This window comes from Streptomyces sp. NPDC021100 (assembly GCF_044333095.1).
Classification (GTDB): domain Bacteria; phylum Actinomycetota; class Actinomycetes; order Streptomycetales; family Streptomycetaceae; genus Streptomyces.
Genome location: NZ_JBIRQH010000004.1, coordinates 52,189 through 68,739 on the forward strand (window position 1 = coordinate 52,189; position 16,551 = coordinate 68,739).

General features: G+C 74.3%; 11 protein-coding genes. 7 read left to right on the top strand and 4 right to left on the bottom strand.

The window, feature by feature from the left end; all coding sequences use genetic code 11:
- The first annotated feature begins 192 nt into the window (after positions 1–192).
- A complete protein-coding gene (locus ACH4PU_RS09685; RefSeq protein WP_398269871.1) occupies positions 193–1,380 on the top strand; it encodes an acyl-CoA dehydrogenase family protein in 1,188 nt (395 codons plus the stop codon).
- A gap of 137 nt (positions 1,381–1,517) precedes the next feature.
- On the opposite strand, the gene ACH4PU_RS09690 is transcribed toward ACH4PU_RS09685, so the two are convergent.
- On the bottom strand, positions 1,518–1,955 hold the full coding sequence (locus ACH4PU_RS09690; RefSeq protein WP_004949241.1) for a cell division protein SepF: 438 nt from the start codon (positions 1,953–1,955) through the stop codon (positions 1,518–1,520).
- Between the two features lie 242 nt (positions 1,956–2,197).
- Between ACH4PU_RS09690 and ACH4PU_RS09695 the strand changes: the two genes are divergently transcribed.
- The 3 genes from ACH4PU_RS09695 to ACH4PU_RS09705 all read left to right on the top strand — a co-directional run bounded on the left by ACH4PU_RS09695 (position 2,198) and on the right by ACH4PU_RS09705 (position 6,123).
- On the top strand, positions 2,198–3,451 hold the full coding sequence (locus ACH4PU_RS09695; RefSeq protein ID WP_398269873.1) for a DUF5685 family protein: 1,254 nt from the start codon (positions 2,198–2,200) through the stop codon (positions 3,449–3,451).
- A gap of 497 nt (positions 3,452–3,948) precedes the next feature.
- On the top strand, positions 3,949–4,884 hold the full coding sequence (locus ACH4PU_RS09700; RefSeq protein ID WP_398268641.1) for a S1 family peptidase: 936 nt from the start codon (positions 3,949–3,951) through the stop codon (positions 4,882–4,884).
- A gap of 102 nt (positions 4,885–4,986) precedes the next feature.
- A complete protein-coding gene (locus ACH4PU_RS09705; protein WP_398268644.1) occupies positions 4,987–6,123 on the top strand; it encodes an SPFH domain-containing protein in 1,137 nt (378 codons plus the stop codon).
- Between the two features lie 434 nt (positions 6,124–6,557).
- Here the strand turns inward: ACH4PU_RS09705 and ACH4PU_RS09710 are convergent, their stop codons facing one another.
- Both ACH4PU_RS09710 and ACH4PU_RS09715 read right to left on the bottom strand, forming a co-directional pair.
- Complete coding sequence (locus ACH4PU_RS09710) at positions 6,558–7,004, bottom strand: subtilase-type protease inhibitor (RefSeq protein WP_398268647.1); 447 nt, start codon at positions 7,002–7,004, stop codon at positions 6,558–6,560.
- 459 nt (positions 7,005–7,463) lie between these two features.
- Positions 7,464–8,516, bottom strand: coding sequence for a DUF3533 domain-containing protein (locus tag ACH4PU_RS09715; RefSeq protein ID WP_398268650.1), 1,053 nt, complete (start codon positions 8,514–8,516; stop codon positions 7,464–7,466).
- A 197-nt stretch (positions 8,517–8,713) separates the two neighbouring features.
- Here ACH4PU_RS09715 and ACH4PU_RS09720 point away from each other — a divergent pair, with 197 nt between their 5' ends.
- The 3 genes from ACH4PU_RS09720 (at position 8,714) to ACH4PU_RS09730 (ending at position 14,978) form a co-directional block, all read left to right on the top strand.
- Positions 8,714–12,340, top strand: a complete 3,627-nt coding sequence (locus tag ACH4PU_RS09720; RefSeq protein ID WP_398268653.1) for a DNA polymerase III subunit alpha — start codon at positions 8,714–8,716, stop codon at positions 12,338–12,340.
- Between the two features lie 308 nt (positions 12,341–12,648).
- On the top strand, positions 12,649–13,845 hold the full coding sequence (locus tag ACH4PU_RS09725; protein WP_398268656.1) for a hypothetical protein: 1,197 nt from the start codon (positions 12,649–12,651) through the stop codon (positions 13,843–13,845).
- A gap of 230 nt (positions 13,846–14,075) precedes the next feature.
- On the top strand, positions 14,076–14,978 hold the full coding sequence (locus ACH4PU_RS09730; protein WP_398268658.1) for an esterase/lipase family protein: 903 nt from the start codon (positions 14,076–14,078) through the stop codon (positions 14,976–14,978).
- Between the two features lie 157 nt (positions 14,979–15,135).
- On the opposite strand, the gene ACH4PU_RS09735 is transcribed toward ACH4PU_RS09730, so the two are convergent.
- Entirely contained in the window at positions 15,136–16,524 is a 1,389-nt protein-coding gene (locus tag ACH4PU_RS09735) for a helix-turn-helix domain-containing protein (protein WP_398268661.1), read from the bottom strand.
- Positions 16,525–16,551: the final 27 nt, after the last annotated feature.

Here is a 16,551-nt window from a genome sequence, read left to right on the forward strand (position 1 = left end):
CGCCGGGTGGCGTGCCCGGCCGGTCGTCCGCGGAGGTCACAGGGGCTCGCTCTGGACGGGGCGGTTACCGGCCCGTAGCGTCTGAGCGAGCCGCAGGACCGCACCCAGGTGGAGGGAGCCATGCCCGCCATGCCCGACCAGCCCGTCGAGGCCGACCAGCCCGTGACGCCCGCCGGGCCCGTCAAGCCCGTCATGCCGTCGAAGCCCGCCGCGTTCGACCCCTACGACCCGCTCGGCATCGACGACCTGCTGACCGACGAGGACCGCGCCGTCCGCGCCACCATGCGGCAGTGGGCGGCCGACCGCGTCCTGCCGCACATCGCCGAGTGGTACGAGCGCGGCGAACTGCCCGGGATCCGCGAGCTCGCCCGCGAGCTGGGCTCCCTGGGGGCGCTCGGGATGTCGCTCACCGGCTACGGCTGCGCCGGCGCGAGCGCCGTGCAGTACGGGCTGGCCTGCCTGGAGCTGGAGGCGGCCGACTCCGGTGTGCGCTCCCTGGTCTCCGTGCAGGGCTCGCTGGCGATGTACGCCATCCACCGCTTCGGCTCCGAGGAGCAGAAGCGGCGCTGGCTGCCGCCGATGGCCGCGGGCGAGACGATCGGCTGCTTCGCGCTCACCGAGCCCGACCACGGCTCCGACCCCGCCGGCATGCGCACCCACGCCAAGCGCGAGGCCGGCGGCGACTGGGTGCTCACCGGCCGCAAGATGTGGATCACCAACGGCTCGGTGGCCGGCGTCGCCGTCGTCTGGGCGCGGACCGACGAGGGCGTCCGCGGCTTCGTCGTCCCCACCGACCGCCCCGGTTTCTCGGCCCCCGAGATCAAGCACAAGTGGTCGCTGCGCGCCTCGGTCACCAGCGAGCTCGTCCTGGACGGGGTGCGGCTGCCCGCCGACGCCGTCCTCCCGGAGGCCGTCGGCCTGCGCGGGCCGCTGAGCTGTCTGAGCCACGCCCGCTACGGCATCGTCTGGGGCGCGATGGGCGCGGCCCGGGCGAGTTTCGAGGCGGCGCTGGACTACGCGCGGACCCGGGAGCAGTTCGGCCGGCCGATCGGCGGCTTCCAGCTCACCCAGGCCAAGCTGGCCGACATGGCGGTGGAACTGCACAAGGGGATCCTGCTCGCCCACCACCTGGGGCTGCGGATGGACGCGGGACGGCTGCGGCCGGAGCAGGTGAGCTTCGGGAAGCTGAACAACGTGCGGGAGGCGATCGAGATCTGCCGTACCGCCCGGACGATCCTCGGGGCCAACGGGATCTCGCTGGAGTACCCGGTGATGCGGCACGCGACGAACCTGGAGTCGGTGCTCACCTACGAGGGGACGGTGGAGATGCACCAGCTGGTGCTGGGGAAGGCGTTGACGGGGATCGACGCGTTCCGCTGAGACGCGTTCCGTCGGGGGCCGGGGGCCCCGGGCTCGTCCTCAGGCGCCGGAGGGGTGCTCGTCCGACGCGTGAGGACACGCGGCCTGTGGCGCCGCGTCGGCCGGGCCTGTCGCTGTGCGCGGGCCGGCCGGAAGGGTCAGCTCTGGTTGAAGAAGCCCCCGTTCACCCGGCCCACCGGCTCCCCGTTGACCACCTTGTAGTCGGCGGGGGTGAGCAGGAAGACCCGGTTGGCGACCCGCTCGATGGAGCCGCGGAGGCCGAAGGTCAGACCTGCCGCGAAGTCCACGACCCGCTTGGCGTCGCTCGGTTCCATCGCGGTGAGGTTGACGATCACCGGGACGCCCTCGCGGAACAGCTCGCCGATGCCGCGGGCGTCGCGGAAGCCGTCGGGGGTCACCGTGGCGATCCGGGTGCCCTGTTCCTGGGCCGCCTCGTCGGCGACGCGGACTCTCGGGCTGGTCACCCAGGAGTCACCGGGCTCGGGCCCCTCGGCGTACTCGTCGTCGTAGTAGCGCTCGTCATCGCTGTCGTCGACGAGGCCAAGCCAGGCACTCGCCTTACGCACCGAACCCATGGACGCCTCCTCTCACACGCGGTGTGTTCCGCCCGCCCCTCTATGGTCGTCCATGATGCGGATGGTGTGCCAAGTGGATAGGGGCCAAGCGAGGATTTCGTGACGCATCTGGTGCAAAGCAGGTGGCGGTGCGTCAGAAACCCCGAAGCCTCCGAAGCGAGCCCCCCGCTCGGCCGTGACCGGCCGGTACCGAGCCTATGGCTAGGATGCGCCAGTTGCTCGGCACCAACACGGGGGCGTCATTGTTCGGAATCATCAGGCCGTGTCGGCATCGGCTCTCGGAGGCCATGCGGACGGAGTGGATGGCTCATCTGTGCGGTCTCTGCCTGGCTTTGAGGGGAGATCACGGGCAGTTCGCCCGAATAGCTACGAACTATGACGGATTGGTGATATCCGTCCTGGTCGAGGCGCAATCCCCGCGCCGGGCCGGGGAGACGGCGGGGTGGCGACGGAAGGCCGGGCCCTGCCCGTTGCGCGGGATGCGCGGTGCGTCGGTCGCCACCGGCGAGGGCGCGCGGCTGGCCGCGTCCGTCTCCCTCGTCCTCGCCTCCGCGAAGCTGCGTGACCACGCCGCCGACGGGGACGGAGCGATGGCCCGCCGCCCGGTGGCCGCGGCGGCCCGCCGGGTCGCCGCCTCCTGGGACCGCGCGGGCGCCCGCACCGGCTCCGACCTGGGCTTCGACACCGCGCTGCTGGTCGACGCGGTCGAGCGGCAGACCGGCCTTGAGGCCCTGGCCGGGCCCGGCACCCCGCTGGTCTCGCTCACCGAACCGACCGAGACCGCCACCGCCGCCGCCTTCGGGCACACCGCCGTACTGGCCGGACGGCCGGAGAACCGGGAGCCGCTGGAGGAGGCGGGCCGCCTCTTCGGACGGCTCGCGCACCTGCTGGACGCGGTCGAGGACCTGGAGGCCGACGCGGAGTCGGGCGCCTGGAACCCGATAGCCGCGACCGGTGCCGGCCTCGCGGACGTCCGGCGGCTGTGCGACGACGCGGTGCACGGGGTGCGGCTCGCGCTCGCCGACGTCACGTTCGCGAGCAAGGCCCAGGGGCGGCTCGCGCACCTGCTGCTCGTCCACGAACTCCCGCGCGCCGTCGACCGGGCGTTCGCCACGGAGGGGTGCGGACACCACGGGCACGAGCAGGGGCATGGGCGGGCAGTGGCTCAGGGCGGGGGTGACGAGGCGGGAGTACGGGCCGCGTTCGGGCCGCCGCCCGTCATGCCGCCGCCGCCCGCGCCGCCGGAGCCCCCGCGGCGCGGCCGGCGGCGCGGGCTACTGGCCGGATGCGCGGTGTGGGCCGGGCTCTTCTGCACCTGCCAGGTGTGCTGCCGGGATCCGTACCACGATGCGTGGAACGGGGAGCCGCGTGAGGGGTGGTGCCACAAGTGCGACTGCGATGACTGTAGCGATTGCGGTGATTGCTGCGACTGCTGCGGCAACTGTTGTTCCTGTGGGGACGGTTGTGGGTGTGACGGCTGCGGGTGCGACTGCTGAGGGTGTGACGGCGGCGTTTCTGTGGAGACTTGGGCTTCGCCCGGGGCGTGGCGCCTTCGGCCGTGCCGGGCGTTGCCTGTTCGGCGAGGGGCGTACGGGGTGGTGGGGACGGATGGGGTGTCCGTCCGGCGGGGAAGTGCCCGGAACGACCGGTTCGACCCTTGCGCCCGGGGCCGCCCGGTCGAATACTCCCTCATCAGTGCTTGTCAGGGGCGCGGCGCGGGAACGGAACGCGCCGTGCCGTGTCGTGTGTGGCCCCGCTCCTCCGGGAGGCGCCGACGTGAACACATCAGGCTCAAGGCGTCGGCGGCCTCAACGCGTCGGCAGTCTGAAGGCGTCGGCGCGAAGACGTCAGTGCGAAGACATCAGCGTGAAGTCCTGAGTGTGAAGACCTGAGCGTGCAGAGCTGAGTGTGGAGACCCTGAGCGTGCAGAGCTGAGTGTGGAGAGCTGAGCATGCAGTCACCGGCGTGCAGCCACCAGCGTGAGGACAGCAGCGTGAGGAACCAGCGCACCGCCCGCACCACCGTCCCCGCCGCCCTCGTCACCCCGTCCGCCAGAAGAGCCGCCGCCCTCGTCGCCGCGCTGCTCGCCGTCTCCGCCTTCGCCGTCGCCCCGGCCGGGGCGGCCCCCGGCGCTCCGGACGTGCCTTCCGCCGCCCGGCTCGCCGCGGTGAGCACCGCGGTCGGGGAGGCCGACGTGCCGGGCACCGCCTGGGCGGTCGACGAGCGGACCCACGAGGTCGTCGTCACCGCCGACGCGACCGTCCCGGCCGAGGGCGTCGCCCGGATCAGACGGGCGGCCGGGCCCGACACCGACGCGATACGCGTCGAACGCGCCCCCGGGGTCTTCCGGCCGCTGATCGCCGGCGGCGACGCGGTGCACGCCGGCGACTGGCGCTGCTCGGCCGGCTTCAACGTCCGCAAGGGCAGCACGTACTACTTCCTCACCGCGGGCCACTGCACCCAGGGCAAGCCCGCGTACTACGCCGACCCCGGGCACCGCATGTCCGTCGGTCCCACCGCCGCCAGTACGTACCCCGGGGCCGACCACGGCCTCGTGCGCTACGCCAACGGCTCGCTGCCCCACCCGTCCGCCGTCGACCTCTACGACGGCCGCTCCCAGCGGATCACCTCCGCCGCCACGCCCCGCGTCGGACAGAGCGTCCGCCGCAGCGGCTCCACCACCGGGGTGCGCGACGGGCGGGTCACCGGGCTGAACGCCACGGTCAACTACGGCAACGGGCAGATCGTCCGGGGCCTGATCAAGACGGACGCCTGCGCGGAGCCCGGCGACAGCGGGGGTGCCCTCTTCTCCGGGTCCACCGCGCTGGGCCTGGCCTCCGGCGGCAGCGGCGACTGCCTCAAGGGCGGGACGACCTTCTACCAGCCCGTCGTCGAGGCGCTCGACGCCTATGGCGTCCGCCTCTTCTGAGCCCGGACGCCCGCTTCCACGCGTGCCCTCCCAGGGCTCGACCCCGGGTCCGGCGGGGCATACCGTGGACATATCACCTGTCGTGGGACACAGGGGGCCGTGATGGTCGAAGACCTCGTGGTGGCGGTCGTGGCCGCGGCGTCCGCCGGAGCCGTGTACCTGATGGCGGCGGCCCGGGTGGTCAAGCAGTACGAACGCGGTGTGGTGCTGCGCCTGGGCCGGCTGCGCAGTGAGGTCCGGCCACCGGGCTTCACCTTGATCATTCCGGGCGTGGACCGGCTCCGCAAGGTGAACATGCAGATCGTCACCATGCCCGTGCCCGCTCAGGAGGGCATCACCCGCGACAACGTCACCGTCCGGGTCGACGCGGTCGTCTACTTCAAGGTCGTCAACGCGGCCGAGGCCGTCATCCAGGTCGAGGACTACCGCTTCGCGGTCTCGCAGATGGCCCAGACCTCGCTGCGTTCGATCATCGGCAAGAGCGACCTGGACGATCTGCTGTCCAACCGGGAGAAGCTCAACCAGGGCCTGGAGCTGATGCTCGACAGCCCGGCCATCGGGTGGGGCGTGCAGATCGACCGGGTGGAGATCAAGGACGTCTCGCTGCCCGAGACGATGAAGCGCTCGATGTCGCGGCAGGCGGAGGCGGAACGGGAGCGCCGGGCGCGGGTGATCAACGCCGACGCGGAGCTGCTGGCGTCGAAGAAGCTGGCGGAGGCCGCCGCGACGATGTCCGAACAGCCGTCGGCCCTCCAACTGCGCCTGCTCCAGACCATCGTGGCGGTGGCGGCGGAGAAGAACTCGACGCTGGTGCTGCCGTTCCCCGTGGAGCTGCTGCGGTTCCTGGAACGGGCGGGGGCGGGGGTGCCGACAGGCGAACGGGAGCCCGGGGCGCGGGGACCGGACGAGGCGCGGCGGGTGGACGGACCGGACGCCGGGGAGCGGGCGGTGGAGGAACGGGCGTCGGCGGAGCGGGCTGTGGAGGGACGGACGGGGGAGGAACGGACCGCCGTGGAGCAGGCCCTCGGAGGGCGGGCCGTCGAGGGGCGGACGCCGGAGCGGTGGACGGTCGAGGACTGGGATCCGAAGGGGCGGCCGGGCGGGAAACGGGTGGCCCGGGAACGGCCCCCGGAGGACACCGGGGAATCGGCCACCGGTGAACCGGGCCCGGACGCAACGGAGTCGGGCGACGGCGGGCCCGCGGCGAGGCGGGAGACCGGCGGGCTCGGTGACGGCTGAGCCCCCAGGCCCCGCACGCCTCTCAGACCCCTCAGGTCCCCTGGCCCCCTAGGTTCCCAGGTCCCCCTGACTCCCAGGCCCCCGGGGTCGTCCCCTCGGCCGCCGGGGCGGGGGTGCGCGCATGGGCATGCACGCGACCGGAAGTCGCCCTTGTGCTCCCCCACTCCGGGTGGAGACACTCGGACGCACGAACTTGGCATGGACGCGACTTCCGCCCCTCCGGGCGGGAGGACCTCCTACCGGCTGTTGTCTTCGTATGCCCCCGGGCGCCCCCGATGTCGTGGGCGCCGGGCGCGCGCATCGGCCGAACCCCCGGGACGGACGCGGGTGTCACCCGCTCCGGCCGGCCATGGGCGGCGGCCCCCGGACACACCTCCACGGTGTCCGGGGGCCGCCTCACGCGCGGGGCCTGCGGGCTCACGGCCCGGCCGGCGTCAGAACTCGAAGACGGTGCCCTTGCCCGACTTCATCTCGCACGGGTTGGCGAAGGTGTGCTCGTACTTGACGCGCTGGCCTTCCCAGACGCCCTCCGCCGTCACGACGAACGGGTTCCACTCCTTGGTGCAGGCCGTGCCGGACTTGACCTTGGTGATCTCCTCGAAGTTGCCGTTCGCGGTGCGCAGTTGGTCGCAGGCCCCACGGGCGTTCGGGTGGGTACCGCTCGGCTTGGGCATGCAGGTGAGGGTCACCGCACGCTGGACGCCGGCGGAGGCCGCCTTGTCGCCCTGGCCGACGGTGAGCACCAGTGCCGAGGGTGCGTACAGGCTCTGCTGGGCGGCGGGTGCGGGCGCGGGCGTCGCGCTAGCGGTGGCCCCGGCCCCCACCAGGCTGCCCAGGATCAACGCTGACCCCAGGGCGATCCCCCCAGTGATGTACCGCATTCCGAACACTCCCTTGTTCGTGGGTTCCGATAACGCTCGGAAGTTTGGCCCAAGCGCAGAGTGAACGCACATGGATCGATCGCTTTCAGTCGCTGGTTGAAAGCGTTGCGTAGTGGCGCGTTTCCGCTGTTCGTCGAGAGGCGGGAGGGGCGCCGCATGCGATCGGGGTATCGCGGGGTGTCCGGTCTGCTGGGAATGGGGGGATTTAATGTTTCAGGAGTATTGACCTGCGTTAATCCCTTGCCATTGTTGATCGGACTTTAACTCCCCCTTGGAAACTAAGGATTGACAGGGCGTCGATTCAATGATTCCAGAGTTCGGGGCGGAGGGTTCGGCTCCGGGGAGGGTCCGGCCGAAAAGAGGGCCACCCGGGGCGGGGGAGGGATTCCGGACGCCTCGCGGATGACTCGGTAATGACCGAAGAGGTGCCATCCCGACCGTCTGGTATGGCTGTTCAGGTCACCTGGCGGTCGATTCCTGTTCGCCGAAGCCCCCGTTCCGTTCGGCGGTGGTCTTCTTCCGTTCACGGATGATCGCGCCCACCCAGGTGACCGCGGCCCCGGCCGCCGCCCAGGCGGAGAGCACCAGAAGGGGGCAGGTCAGGGCGTTGCCGTCGAAGTAGGCGAGGGAGCGGGCCGACCAGGTGCCGGCGCCGGGCGGGAGGGCCGGGCCGATCGCCCGCCAGAAGGGCGGCAGCAGAGGATAGGGGTAGGCGCCGCCCGCGCTCGGGTTGCCGAGGACGACGACGATCGCGATCGCCAGCCCGATGCCGACGACGCCCGCCAGGCTCTGCAGGGCCAGGGTGAGGGCGCCCACGGCGAACACCACCAGCGCCCCCAGCCCCCACAACGGGGCGACGCCGGCCGGCAGCGCGTCCAGGACCGGCCCGGTGACCACCGCGCCGAGCAGCCCGGAGACGGCCGCGTAGACCGCGAGCGCGGCCAGCCGGATGACGGCGCGATGACGGTTGGCGGGCCGGGCGCCCGCGCTGATCGCGAGGATCGCGGCGCACAGGTACCCGCCCACGCACCAGCCCACCACGAGGTAGAACGAGGTCAGCCCGCGGGAGTCGCCGGCCGCGGCGGGGGCGGTGTCGACGACCCTCACCGTCCGGTGCTCGGCCGCCTCGGCCCGGGTGACGACCGCCTCGGCGGCCTGGGCGAGCGAGGCGCCCGCGCCGCTCGCCACGAGCAGGGTGTCCTTGGTGCCGCGCGGGTCGACCACCAGCGCCGCGTCCAGGTCGCGCTCCCGCAGCCCCCGTTCGGCCGCCGCCCGGTCGGTCTTGACCTCCGGCTCCAGCGGATCGCCCGGCAGCCGCCCCAGCCGGTCGGCCAGCGAACCGGCCGCCTGCCGGGGCGCCACCACGCCCAGCCGGATGTCCCGCGGCTCCGGGTGGTGGAAGGCCCCCACATAGGAGGCGATGAACGCGAGCTGGAGGACGAGGACGCCGGTCACCAGGAGGGCGGCCCGGCCGGTGACCGCGTCGCGCACCTCCCGGACGAAAGAGCTCATGTCCCGAGCGTGGGGGACGGGGAGGGGCGGCGCAGGCGGAGCGGGCCGATCGGGGGAGCGGGGAGCGCCAGGGATGTGAGGGGTGGGGTGTTCGTTCGCGTGTTCGCATGAATGTTCGATGTCGTGGTTTATGGTGGAGGGAGAGGGACGGAAATCGGCCAGGGGGTCATGACGGGCTTTGAACGGCGGGAGGTGCGATGGGTGCTCGTTCGGCGTTCCCGTCGGAACCGACGCGTCCGGGGTCGTCGCAGGCGTCCCCGGTGTTCCCGGGGTCCTCCACGGCTTCCGCTTCTTCCCCGGCCCGCCGCCCGGCCGCCCGGGGCGGGGCCCCGCGCGCCCGGAGGGCCGTCCTCTCGTTCACCCACCTGCACACCGCCTCCGGCTTCTCGGCGCGGTACGGCGCCTCGCACCCCGAGCGGCTGGCCGAGCGGGCCGCCGAGCGGGGCATGGACGCGCTGGCCCTCACCGACCGCGACACCCTCGCCGGTGCCGTCCGGTTCGCCCGGGCCACCGCCGCCGCCGGGGTGCGCCCGCTGTTCGGCGTGGACCTGGCCGTCCGCGGCCCGGAACCCGAGCCGGGGGAGACCGTCCGCCGCCGTACCCCCGTGCGCGGCGGGGCGTTCGTCGACGAGTCCGCGCCCCGCGCCGTCTTCCTGGCCCGTGACGGCGTGCTCGGCTGGGCCGCGCTGTGCGGCCTGGTCACCGCCGCCCACGCCGGGCGCACCGGCCCCGCCGAGCGGCCCGAACTGCCCTGGGCGGAGGCCGCGGCCGCCGCGGCCGGGCCGCGCCCGCCGGTGTTCGTGCTGCTCGGCCCGGACTCCGAGGTCGGCCGCGCGCTCGCCGCCGGCCGTCCCGACCGGGCCGCCCGGCTGCTCGCGCCATGGCGTGAAACGTTCGGTCGCGCACTCCGCCTGGAGGTCGTCTGGCACGGCCGTACCGGCACGGGACCCGGCTCGCTGCGGCTCGCCGCCCGTACCCTCGGCCTCGCCGCCGAGCAGGGCGTCCCGGCCGTCCTCACCAACGCCGCGCGCTACGCCGACCCCGGCCAGGGGCCCGTCGCCGACGTCCTCGACGCGGCCCGCCGCCTGGTGCCCGTCGACTTCCGCCGGCCCGAGGCGCTGGACGGCGGCGAGCGCTGGCTCAAGGACCCCGGCGCCATGGCCGCCGCCGCCGAACGGATCGCGGAGGCCGCCGGGCTGCGGCGCGACGCCGCCCACCGGCTGCTCGCCGTCACCGCCGAGACCGCCGCCGCCTGCCGCGTCGACCCCGAGGACGACATCGGCCTGGGCTCCGTCCACTTCCCCGAGCCGCGCCTGGTCGGCGCGGACCGGCGCACCGCCGACCGGGTGCTGCGCTCCCGCTGCACGGCCGGGCTGGTGCTGCGCGGCTACGACAGGGGCCCCCGCGGCCGCGTCTACCGGGACCGGCTGGACGACGAGCTGGACGTCATCGGGCAGCGCGGCTTCGCCTCGTACTTCCTCACCGTCGCCCGGGTCGTGGACGACGCCCGCGGGCTCGGCGTCCGGGTCGCCGCCCGCGGCTCCGGCGCCGGCTCGCTGGTCAACCACCTGCTGGGCATCGCCGGCGCCGACCCGGTCGAACACGGCCTGCTGATGGAGCGGTTCCTCTCCGTCCGCCGGGCCGCGCTGCCCGACATCGACATCGACGTCGAGTCCGCGCGCCGGCTGGACGTCTACCGCGCGATCTTCGACCGGTTCGGCCCGGAGCGGGTCGCGACCGTCGCCATGCCCGAGACCTACCGGGTCCGGCACGCCCTCCGCGACGTGGGGGCCGCCCTCGGCATGGACCCGGCCGAGGTGGACCGGCTCGCCAAGGCGTTCCCGCACATCCGGGCGCGCGACGCGCGGGCCGCCCTCGCCGAGCTGCCCGAGCTGCGCGGCATCCGGCCGGAGCGGTACGGGCGGCTGTGGGAGCTGACCGAGGCGCTGGACGCGCTGCCGCGCGGCGTCGCCATGCACCCGTGCGGCGTCCTGCTCTCGGACGCGACCCTGCGCGCCCGCACCCCCGTCGTGCCGACGAGCGGCGAGGGCTTCCCGATGTCCCAGTTCGACAAGGACGACGTGGAGGAGCTGGGCCTGCTCAAACTCGACGTGCTGGGCGTGCGGATGCAGTCCGCGATGGCGCACGCGGTGGACGAGGTCGAACGGGCCACCGGCCGCCGTATCGACCTCGACGACCCGGCGCAGGTACGGCCCGGGGACCCGCGCACGTACGCGCTGATCCGCTCCGCGGAGACGCTCGGCTGCTTCCAGATCGAGTCGCCGGGGCAGCGCGACCTGATCGGCCGGCTCCAGCCGGAGACCTTCCACGACCTCGTCGTCGACATCTCGCTGTTCCGGCCCGGGCCGGTCGCCGCCGACATGGTGCGTCCCTTCATCGAGGCCCGGCACGGCCGCGCGCCCGCCCGCTACCCGCATCCGGACCTGGCGGAGGTGCTGCGCGAGACCCATGGCGTGGTCGTCTTCCATGAGCAGGTGATCGAGATCCTTCGGGTCATGACCGGTTGCGACCGGGGGTACGCGGACGAGACCCGGCGCGCGCTCTCCGAGCCCGGGCTGCTCGGCCGGGTGCGCGCCTGGTTCGCGGAGCGGGCGGCGGAGCGCGGCTACTCCGCCGACGTCGTCCGCCGCACCTGGGAGATCGTCGAGGCGTTCGGCTCGTACGGCTTCTGCAAGGCGCACGCGGTCGCCTTCGCCGTGCCCACCTACCAGTCGGCCTGGCTCAAGGCGCACCACCCGGCCGCCTTCTACGCCGGGCTGCTCACCCACGACCCGGGGATGTACCCGAAGCGGCTGCTGCTGGCGGACGCGCGGCGGCACGGGGTGCCGGTGCTGCCGCTGGACGTGAACCGTTCGGACGCCGCCTATCGGATCGAACTGGTGTCTGAGAGGCGGTTCGGGATCCGGCTCGCCCTCTCCGAGGTGCACGGCATCAGCGAGGCCGAGACCGGACGGATCGTCGCCGGCCGCCCGTACACCTCCCTCCCGGACCTGTGGCGACGGGCCCGGCCCGGCCTGCCCGTCGCCGAACGGCTGGCGCGCGTCGGCGCGTTGGACGCGTTCGGCGCCAACCGCCGCGACCTGCTCCTGCACCTCGCCGAGCTCCACCGCCACCAACGGGGGGCTCACCAGCGGGGGCCCGCCGCCGCCCAGCCGACCCTGGTCGACGACGCGCGGACCGAGCCGATCGGCCTGCCCGACCTCGACGCGAAGGAGCGGCTGGGCGCCGAGCTGAACGTGCTCGGGATGGACACCTCGCGCCACCTGATGACCGATCACCGTGCCTTTCTGCGGGAGTTGGGAGCGCTCCCGGCGAGCCGGCTGCGCGACGCGCGGCACGGCGAGACCGTCCTGGTCGCGGGCGCCAAGGCGGCCACCCAGACCCCGCCGATCCGGTCCGGCCGGCGGGTGGTCTTCGCGACCCTGGACGACGGCACGGGCCTGGTCGACTGCGCCTTCTTCGACGACTCCCACGCGGCCTGCGCCCATACGGTCTTCCACTCCTGGCTGCTGCTGGTCCGCGGCACGGTCCAGCGGCGCGGCCCGCGCAGCCTGAGCGTCGTCGGCGTCCGGGCCTGGAACCTGGCGGAGCTGGCCGCGCTCCGGGCGGAGGGCGGCCTGGAGGCGGTGGCGGACGTGCTGGCCCGGCCGGCGGAGGAGCCTGCCGAGGCCGCTCCCCGGCGGCGCGTCGAGATGCCCACCGGCTACGCGATGCACCCGTGGGCCGACCTCCGGCCGGCGGGCGAAGGGGCCGCCACCGGGCGGAAGTTGTGGCATGCGAGTCAGGGGAGTGCGGGGCGATGAGCGGGACTGGGGCTGGAGCTGGGGTTGGGGCCGGGGTCGGGCGGAGGCTGACGGTGGTTCCGGGGACGGAGGCGGTTCCGGAGCCGGGTCCGGTTTCGGAGAGGGAGCTGGAGTCGGATTCGGGACCGGGTCCGGGTGTGGGTCTGTGCGTGGGCGCGGGGCCGCGGCCGGATGCGCGCTCGGGGCCGGAGACGGTGGGGACGGGTGGGCGGGGCCGGGGAGCCACGCCGGACCGATGTGTTCCGAGCGCCGAGCCGAGCCGTCGTCGTCCCTCGCGGCCCGCGCCGGAAGCGCGCCTCCTGACGGCCGTGCCGAATCGCCCGGAGGCGGCGCCGGGACGCCGCTCGCCGGAGACGGCGCCGGGCGGACCGGCGGACGACGCCCGGATCCGACGGCTGCGGGCCGCGGACGTGGATGCTCCGAGGGCGGACGCCGCGGGGGCGGGCGCTCCGGGAGCGGACACCCGGGGTGCCGCGCCGGGCGGGACGGGGAACGCGCCCGAGCTCCCCACCACCCCCGTTCTCTACGTCCGCTTCCACCCGGCGGCCGCGGACACCCCCCTCGACGAGGAGGACTACGACGGCCTCCTCGCCCTCCTCGCGGAGGTCACCCCCGTCGTGCAGGCGCTGCCGCCCGCCGCCGCGCTCGCCGACGTCCGGGGCGCGACCCGGTACTTCGGCCGCGACCCCGCCGGGCTCGCCGCCCTGCTGCGGGTCCGGACCCTCGCCCGGTACGGCGTCGACTGCGCGGTCGGCGTCGCCGCCAACCCGATGCTGGCGCGGATGGCGGCCCAGGACGCGCCGCCCGGCGCGGTCCGCGTGCTGCCGGCGGACGACGCCGAGGTGGCCGCCTTCCTGGCCCGCAGGCCGGCCGCGGCGCTGCACGGCGTCGGCCCCGCCACCGCCCGTACCCTCTGCGCGTACGGGCTCGACAGCGTCGGCCGGATCGCCGCCGCGCCGCTGCCCGCGCTCCAGCGCATCCTGGGCGCCGCGGCCGGGCGGACGCTGTACGAGCGGGCGCACGGCATCGACCCCACGCCGGTGACCCCGGAGGCGCGGGCCCGCTCGATGGGCGCGGAACACCGGTTCGGCACCGATGAACTGGACCCGGAGCGCCGCCGTCGCGCCCTGCTCGCGCTCGCCGACGGGCTCGGGGCCCGGCTGCGCGGGGACGGCCAGGTCGCCCGCGGTCTCACCCTCACCGTCCGGTACGCCGACGGCTCCGCCACCACCCGTACCCGCACCTTCCCCGAACCGACCGCCCACACCCCGGCGTTGACGGCCGTGGCGTACGAGCTGCACGGCGCGCTCGGCCTGCAGCGTGCCCGGGTCCGGGCGGTGGCGCTGCGCGCCGAGGGGCTCGCCGACGCCGAAGGGGCGCCGTTGCAGCTGACGTTCGACGCGGCCGACGACAAGGCGCGCCGGGTGGAGGCGGCCGTGGACCGGGCGCGGGCCCGCTTCGGCCCGGCGGCGGTGGGCCCGGCGGCGGCGCTGCACGTCGCCTGAGCGCCGCGCTGCTTACCGCTGACTGCCGCGGAGCACCACGGAGTACCACCCCACGGTTACTGCCACGTAACTGGCCGGATTCGTGCGAACGAAGAGATGACGAACTCATTGACGAAGTCATGACCTTCCCGCAACCTACTCGCACGTAAGTTGATGCCCTTTCAGCGCGAGGCTCCCCGTCGGCCGTCGCGTCGCCCCCGTGCGCCCGCTCCCACCTGCGAGGTTCCCCCATGGCCGGAATCCGAAGACTTCCCCGCGTCCGCCGTCTCCGTCGTCTCCTTCAGGTCCTCGCCACCCTGCTGCCCGCCCTGGCCCTGGTCCTGGCCGCGGGCGCGGCGGCGCCGGCCGCCACCGCCGGCGAACGATCGGTCAGCCGTGGCTGGAACGACTTCTCCTGCAAACCGTCGTCCGCCCACCCCCGGCCCGTCGTCCTGATCCACGGCACCCTCGGCAACTCGGTGGACAACTGGCTCTTCCTCGCGCCCTACCTGGTGAACCGGGGCTACTGCGTCTTCTCCCTGGACTACGGCCAGCTCCCCGGCGTCCCGCTCTTCAACGGCCTCGGCCCGGTCGAGAAGTCGTCGGCCCAGCTCTCCGCCTACGTGGACAAGGTCCGCACGGCCACCGGCACCGCGAAGGTGGACCTCGTCGGCCACTCCCAGGGCGGCGGCGTGATGCCGCGCTACTACCTCAACTTCCTGGACGGCGCGGGCAAGGTGAACTCCCTGACCGCGCTCGCCCCGTCCAACCACGGCACGACCCTCTCGGGCCTCACCAAGCTCATGGACAAGGTCCCGGGCGCCCGCCAGGCCATCCACGGCCTCACCCCCGGCCTCACCGACCAGGCCGTCGGCTCGGAGTTCCTCAAGCGGCTCAACTCCCGCCCGGACACGGTCCCCGGCGTCCGCTACACGGTCGTCGCCACCAAGTACGACGAGGTCGTCACCCCGTACCAGACCTCGTACCTCTCCGGCCCGAACGTCCGCAACATCCTCCTCCAGGAGCGGTGCTCCATCGACCTCTCCGAGCACGTCGCGACCGGCATGATCGACCGCGTCGCCTTCAAGGAGGTCGCCAACGCCCTCGACCCGGCCCACGCCACCCCGGCGACGTGCGCGGACATGGTGAGCTGAGGCGCTGCGCGCCGCTGCTGCAGAAACGTTTGCCCGGCTTCCGGGACGTTCGAACCCGGTGGCGGCGACGGTCCCGCGCCTCCGCCACCGGGTGAGGGGGGAGGGCCTGTTCGGACCGTACGACGGTGATGGTCCGTCGTGTCCGGCGATCGGGCCGTCAGGCGAGGACACCGACTCGGGCGGCGAGCCCGCGTAGCTCGGTGGTCGTCCGCCCGGAGACCAGCAGCCCGGAGACCAAGGACTTCACCGCCGGGCGGGCGTGAGTCTCTTCCGGGGCGTGGTGTTCGGCGGCCAGGAGGGCGCGGATGCAGTCGTCCCGGCGGCCCGAGCGGGCGAGGGCGGTGGCGACGTCGGTGTAGTAGCGGGCTCGCCTCTCGGTGCTCGGCAGGCTCCCGGGCACCACCGCCTTGGCTGCCGCGAGTGCGGCGGAGGGGTCGCCGGCGGAGTTCTCGGCGGAGACCAGGTGGAGCTGGACGGTGACGGGGCTGAATCCGCCGCCGTGATCCCGCAGCACCGCGGCCGGGCCGAGCTCCCGGGCGATGGCGGCGGCCTCGCCGGTCAGCTCCCGCATCCCGGCCGCGTCGCCGGCGCGGGCGACGGTGTACGCGGCGGACTGGACCAGCAGACCCCGCTGGGCCGCCAGCGCCGGCTCACCACCGCGGAGGGCGGGGTGGTCGGCGGCCGTCAGGGCGATGGACAGAGCCTGATCGTGCCAGTCGGCCTTGCGGGCCAGAACCGCGAGCTGCCGCGCGGCCTCCGCTACCAGCAGCGGTTCGCCGGTGGTTTCGGCGGCCTGGCGGGCGCGGTCGGCGGCCATCCAGCCGAGCTGCTGCTCGTCCAACTTGATCAGCATGCGCGTAGCCAGCAGGTAGCTGTGGGCCAGCAGCCCGTCCTCCTCGACGCCCTGGCCGTCGGCCCGGGCGTGGGCCGCACAGATCAGCCGGGGCAGCCGCACGGACAGGCTCTCGTACGCGCAGGCGTGGAAGTCGGTGAAGGCGCGGGCCAGGTCGGCGCGCAGGACCGCCGTGGGCGGCACGGCGACGTCAGCGTGCAGGCCGAGCATGGCGTCTCGCACGCGAGCCACCAAGGTCTCGCCGACGGCCGCGTCCTCGCCCGGGGCCTTGCCGGTGGGCAGGACGGGGGCGCCGACGGCCGCGGCCGCCGTGACCGCGAGATTCGCGAGCAACTTCCTGCGCCGCACCGGGTCCTCCCCGTCTTCTCGGCGAGCCGTTCCCGCCACCCTAGGGCCCGGGAGGCGGGGGTAGGCGGTGGTCGGGCCGATCGCGCACCCGTGCCGGACGGCCGGCTGTGGGGTCAGGCCGAGGGACTGCGGCGGGAGGCTCAGGGCGACGGCGAAGCGCCGCAGCACGGTGACATCGGTCAGTGACGAGACGCCGCGCTCGTAACGGGAGACCTGGGCCGCGGAGTAGCCGGTCAGCTCTCCGAGCCGGGCCAGGGTCAGGCCCTGCTTCTTGCGCGCCTGCCGGACCAGCTCCCCGGGGCTGCCGTCCACCGCCGGTGCCGACTGTGCTCTGACCGCGTCCATACCCGTCCCCCGCTCGCCGGGAGTGCG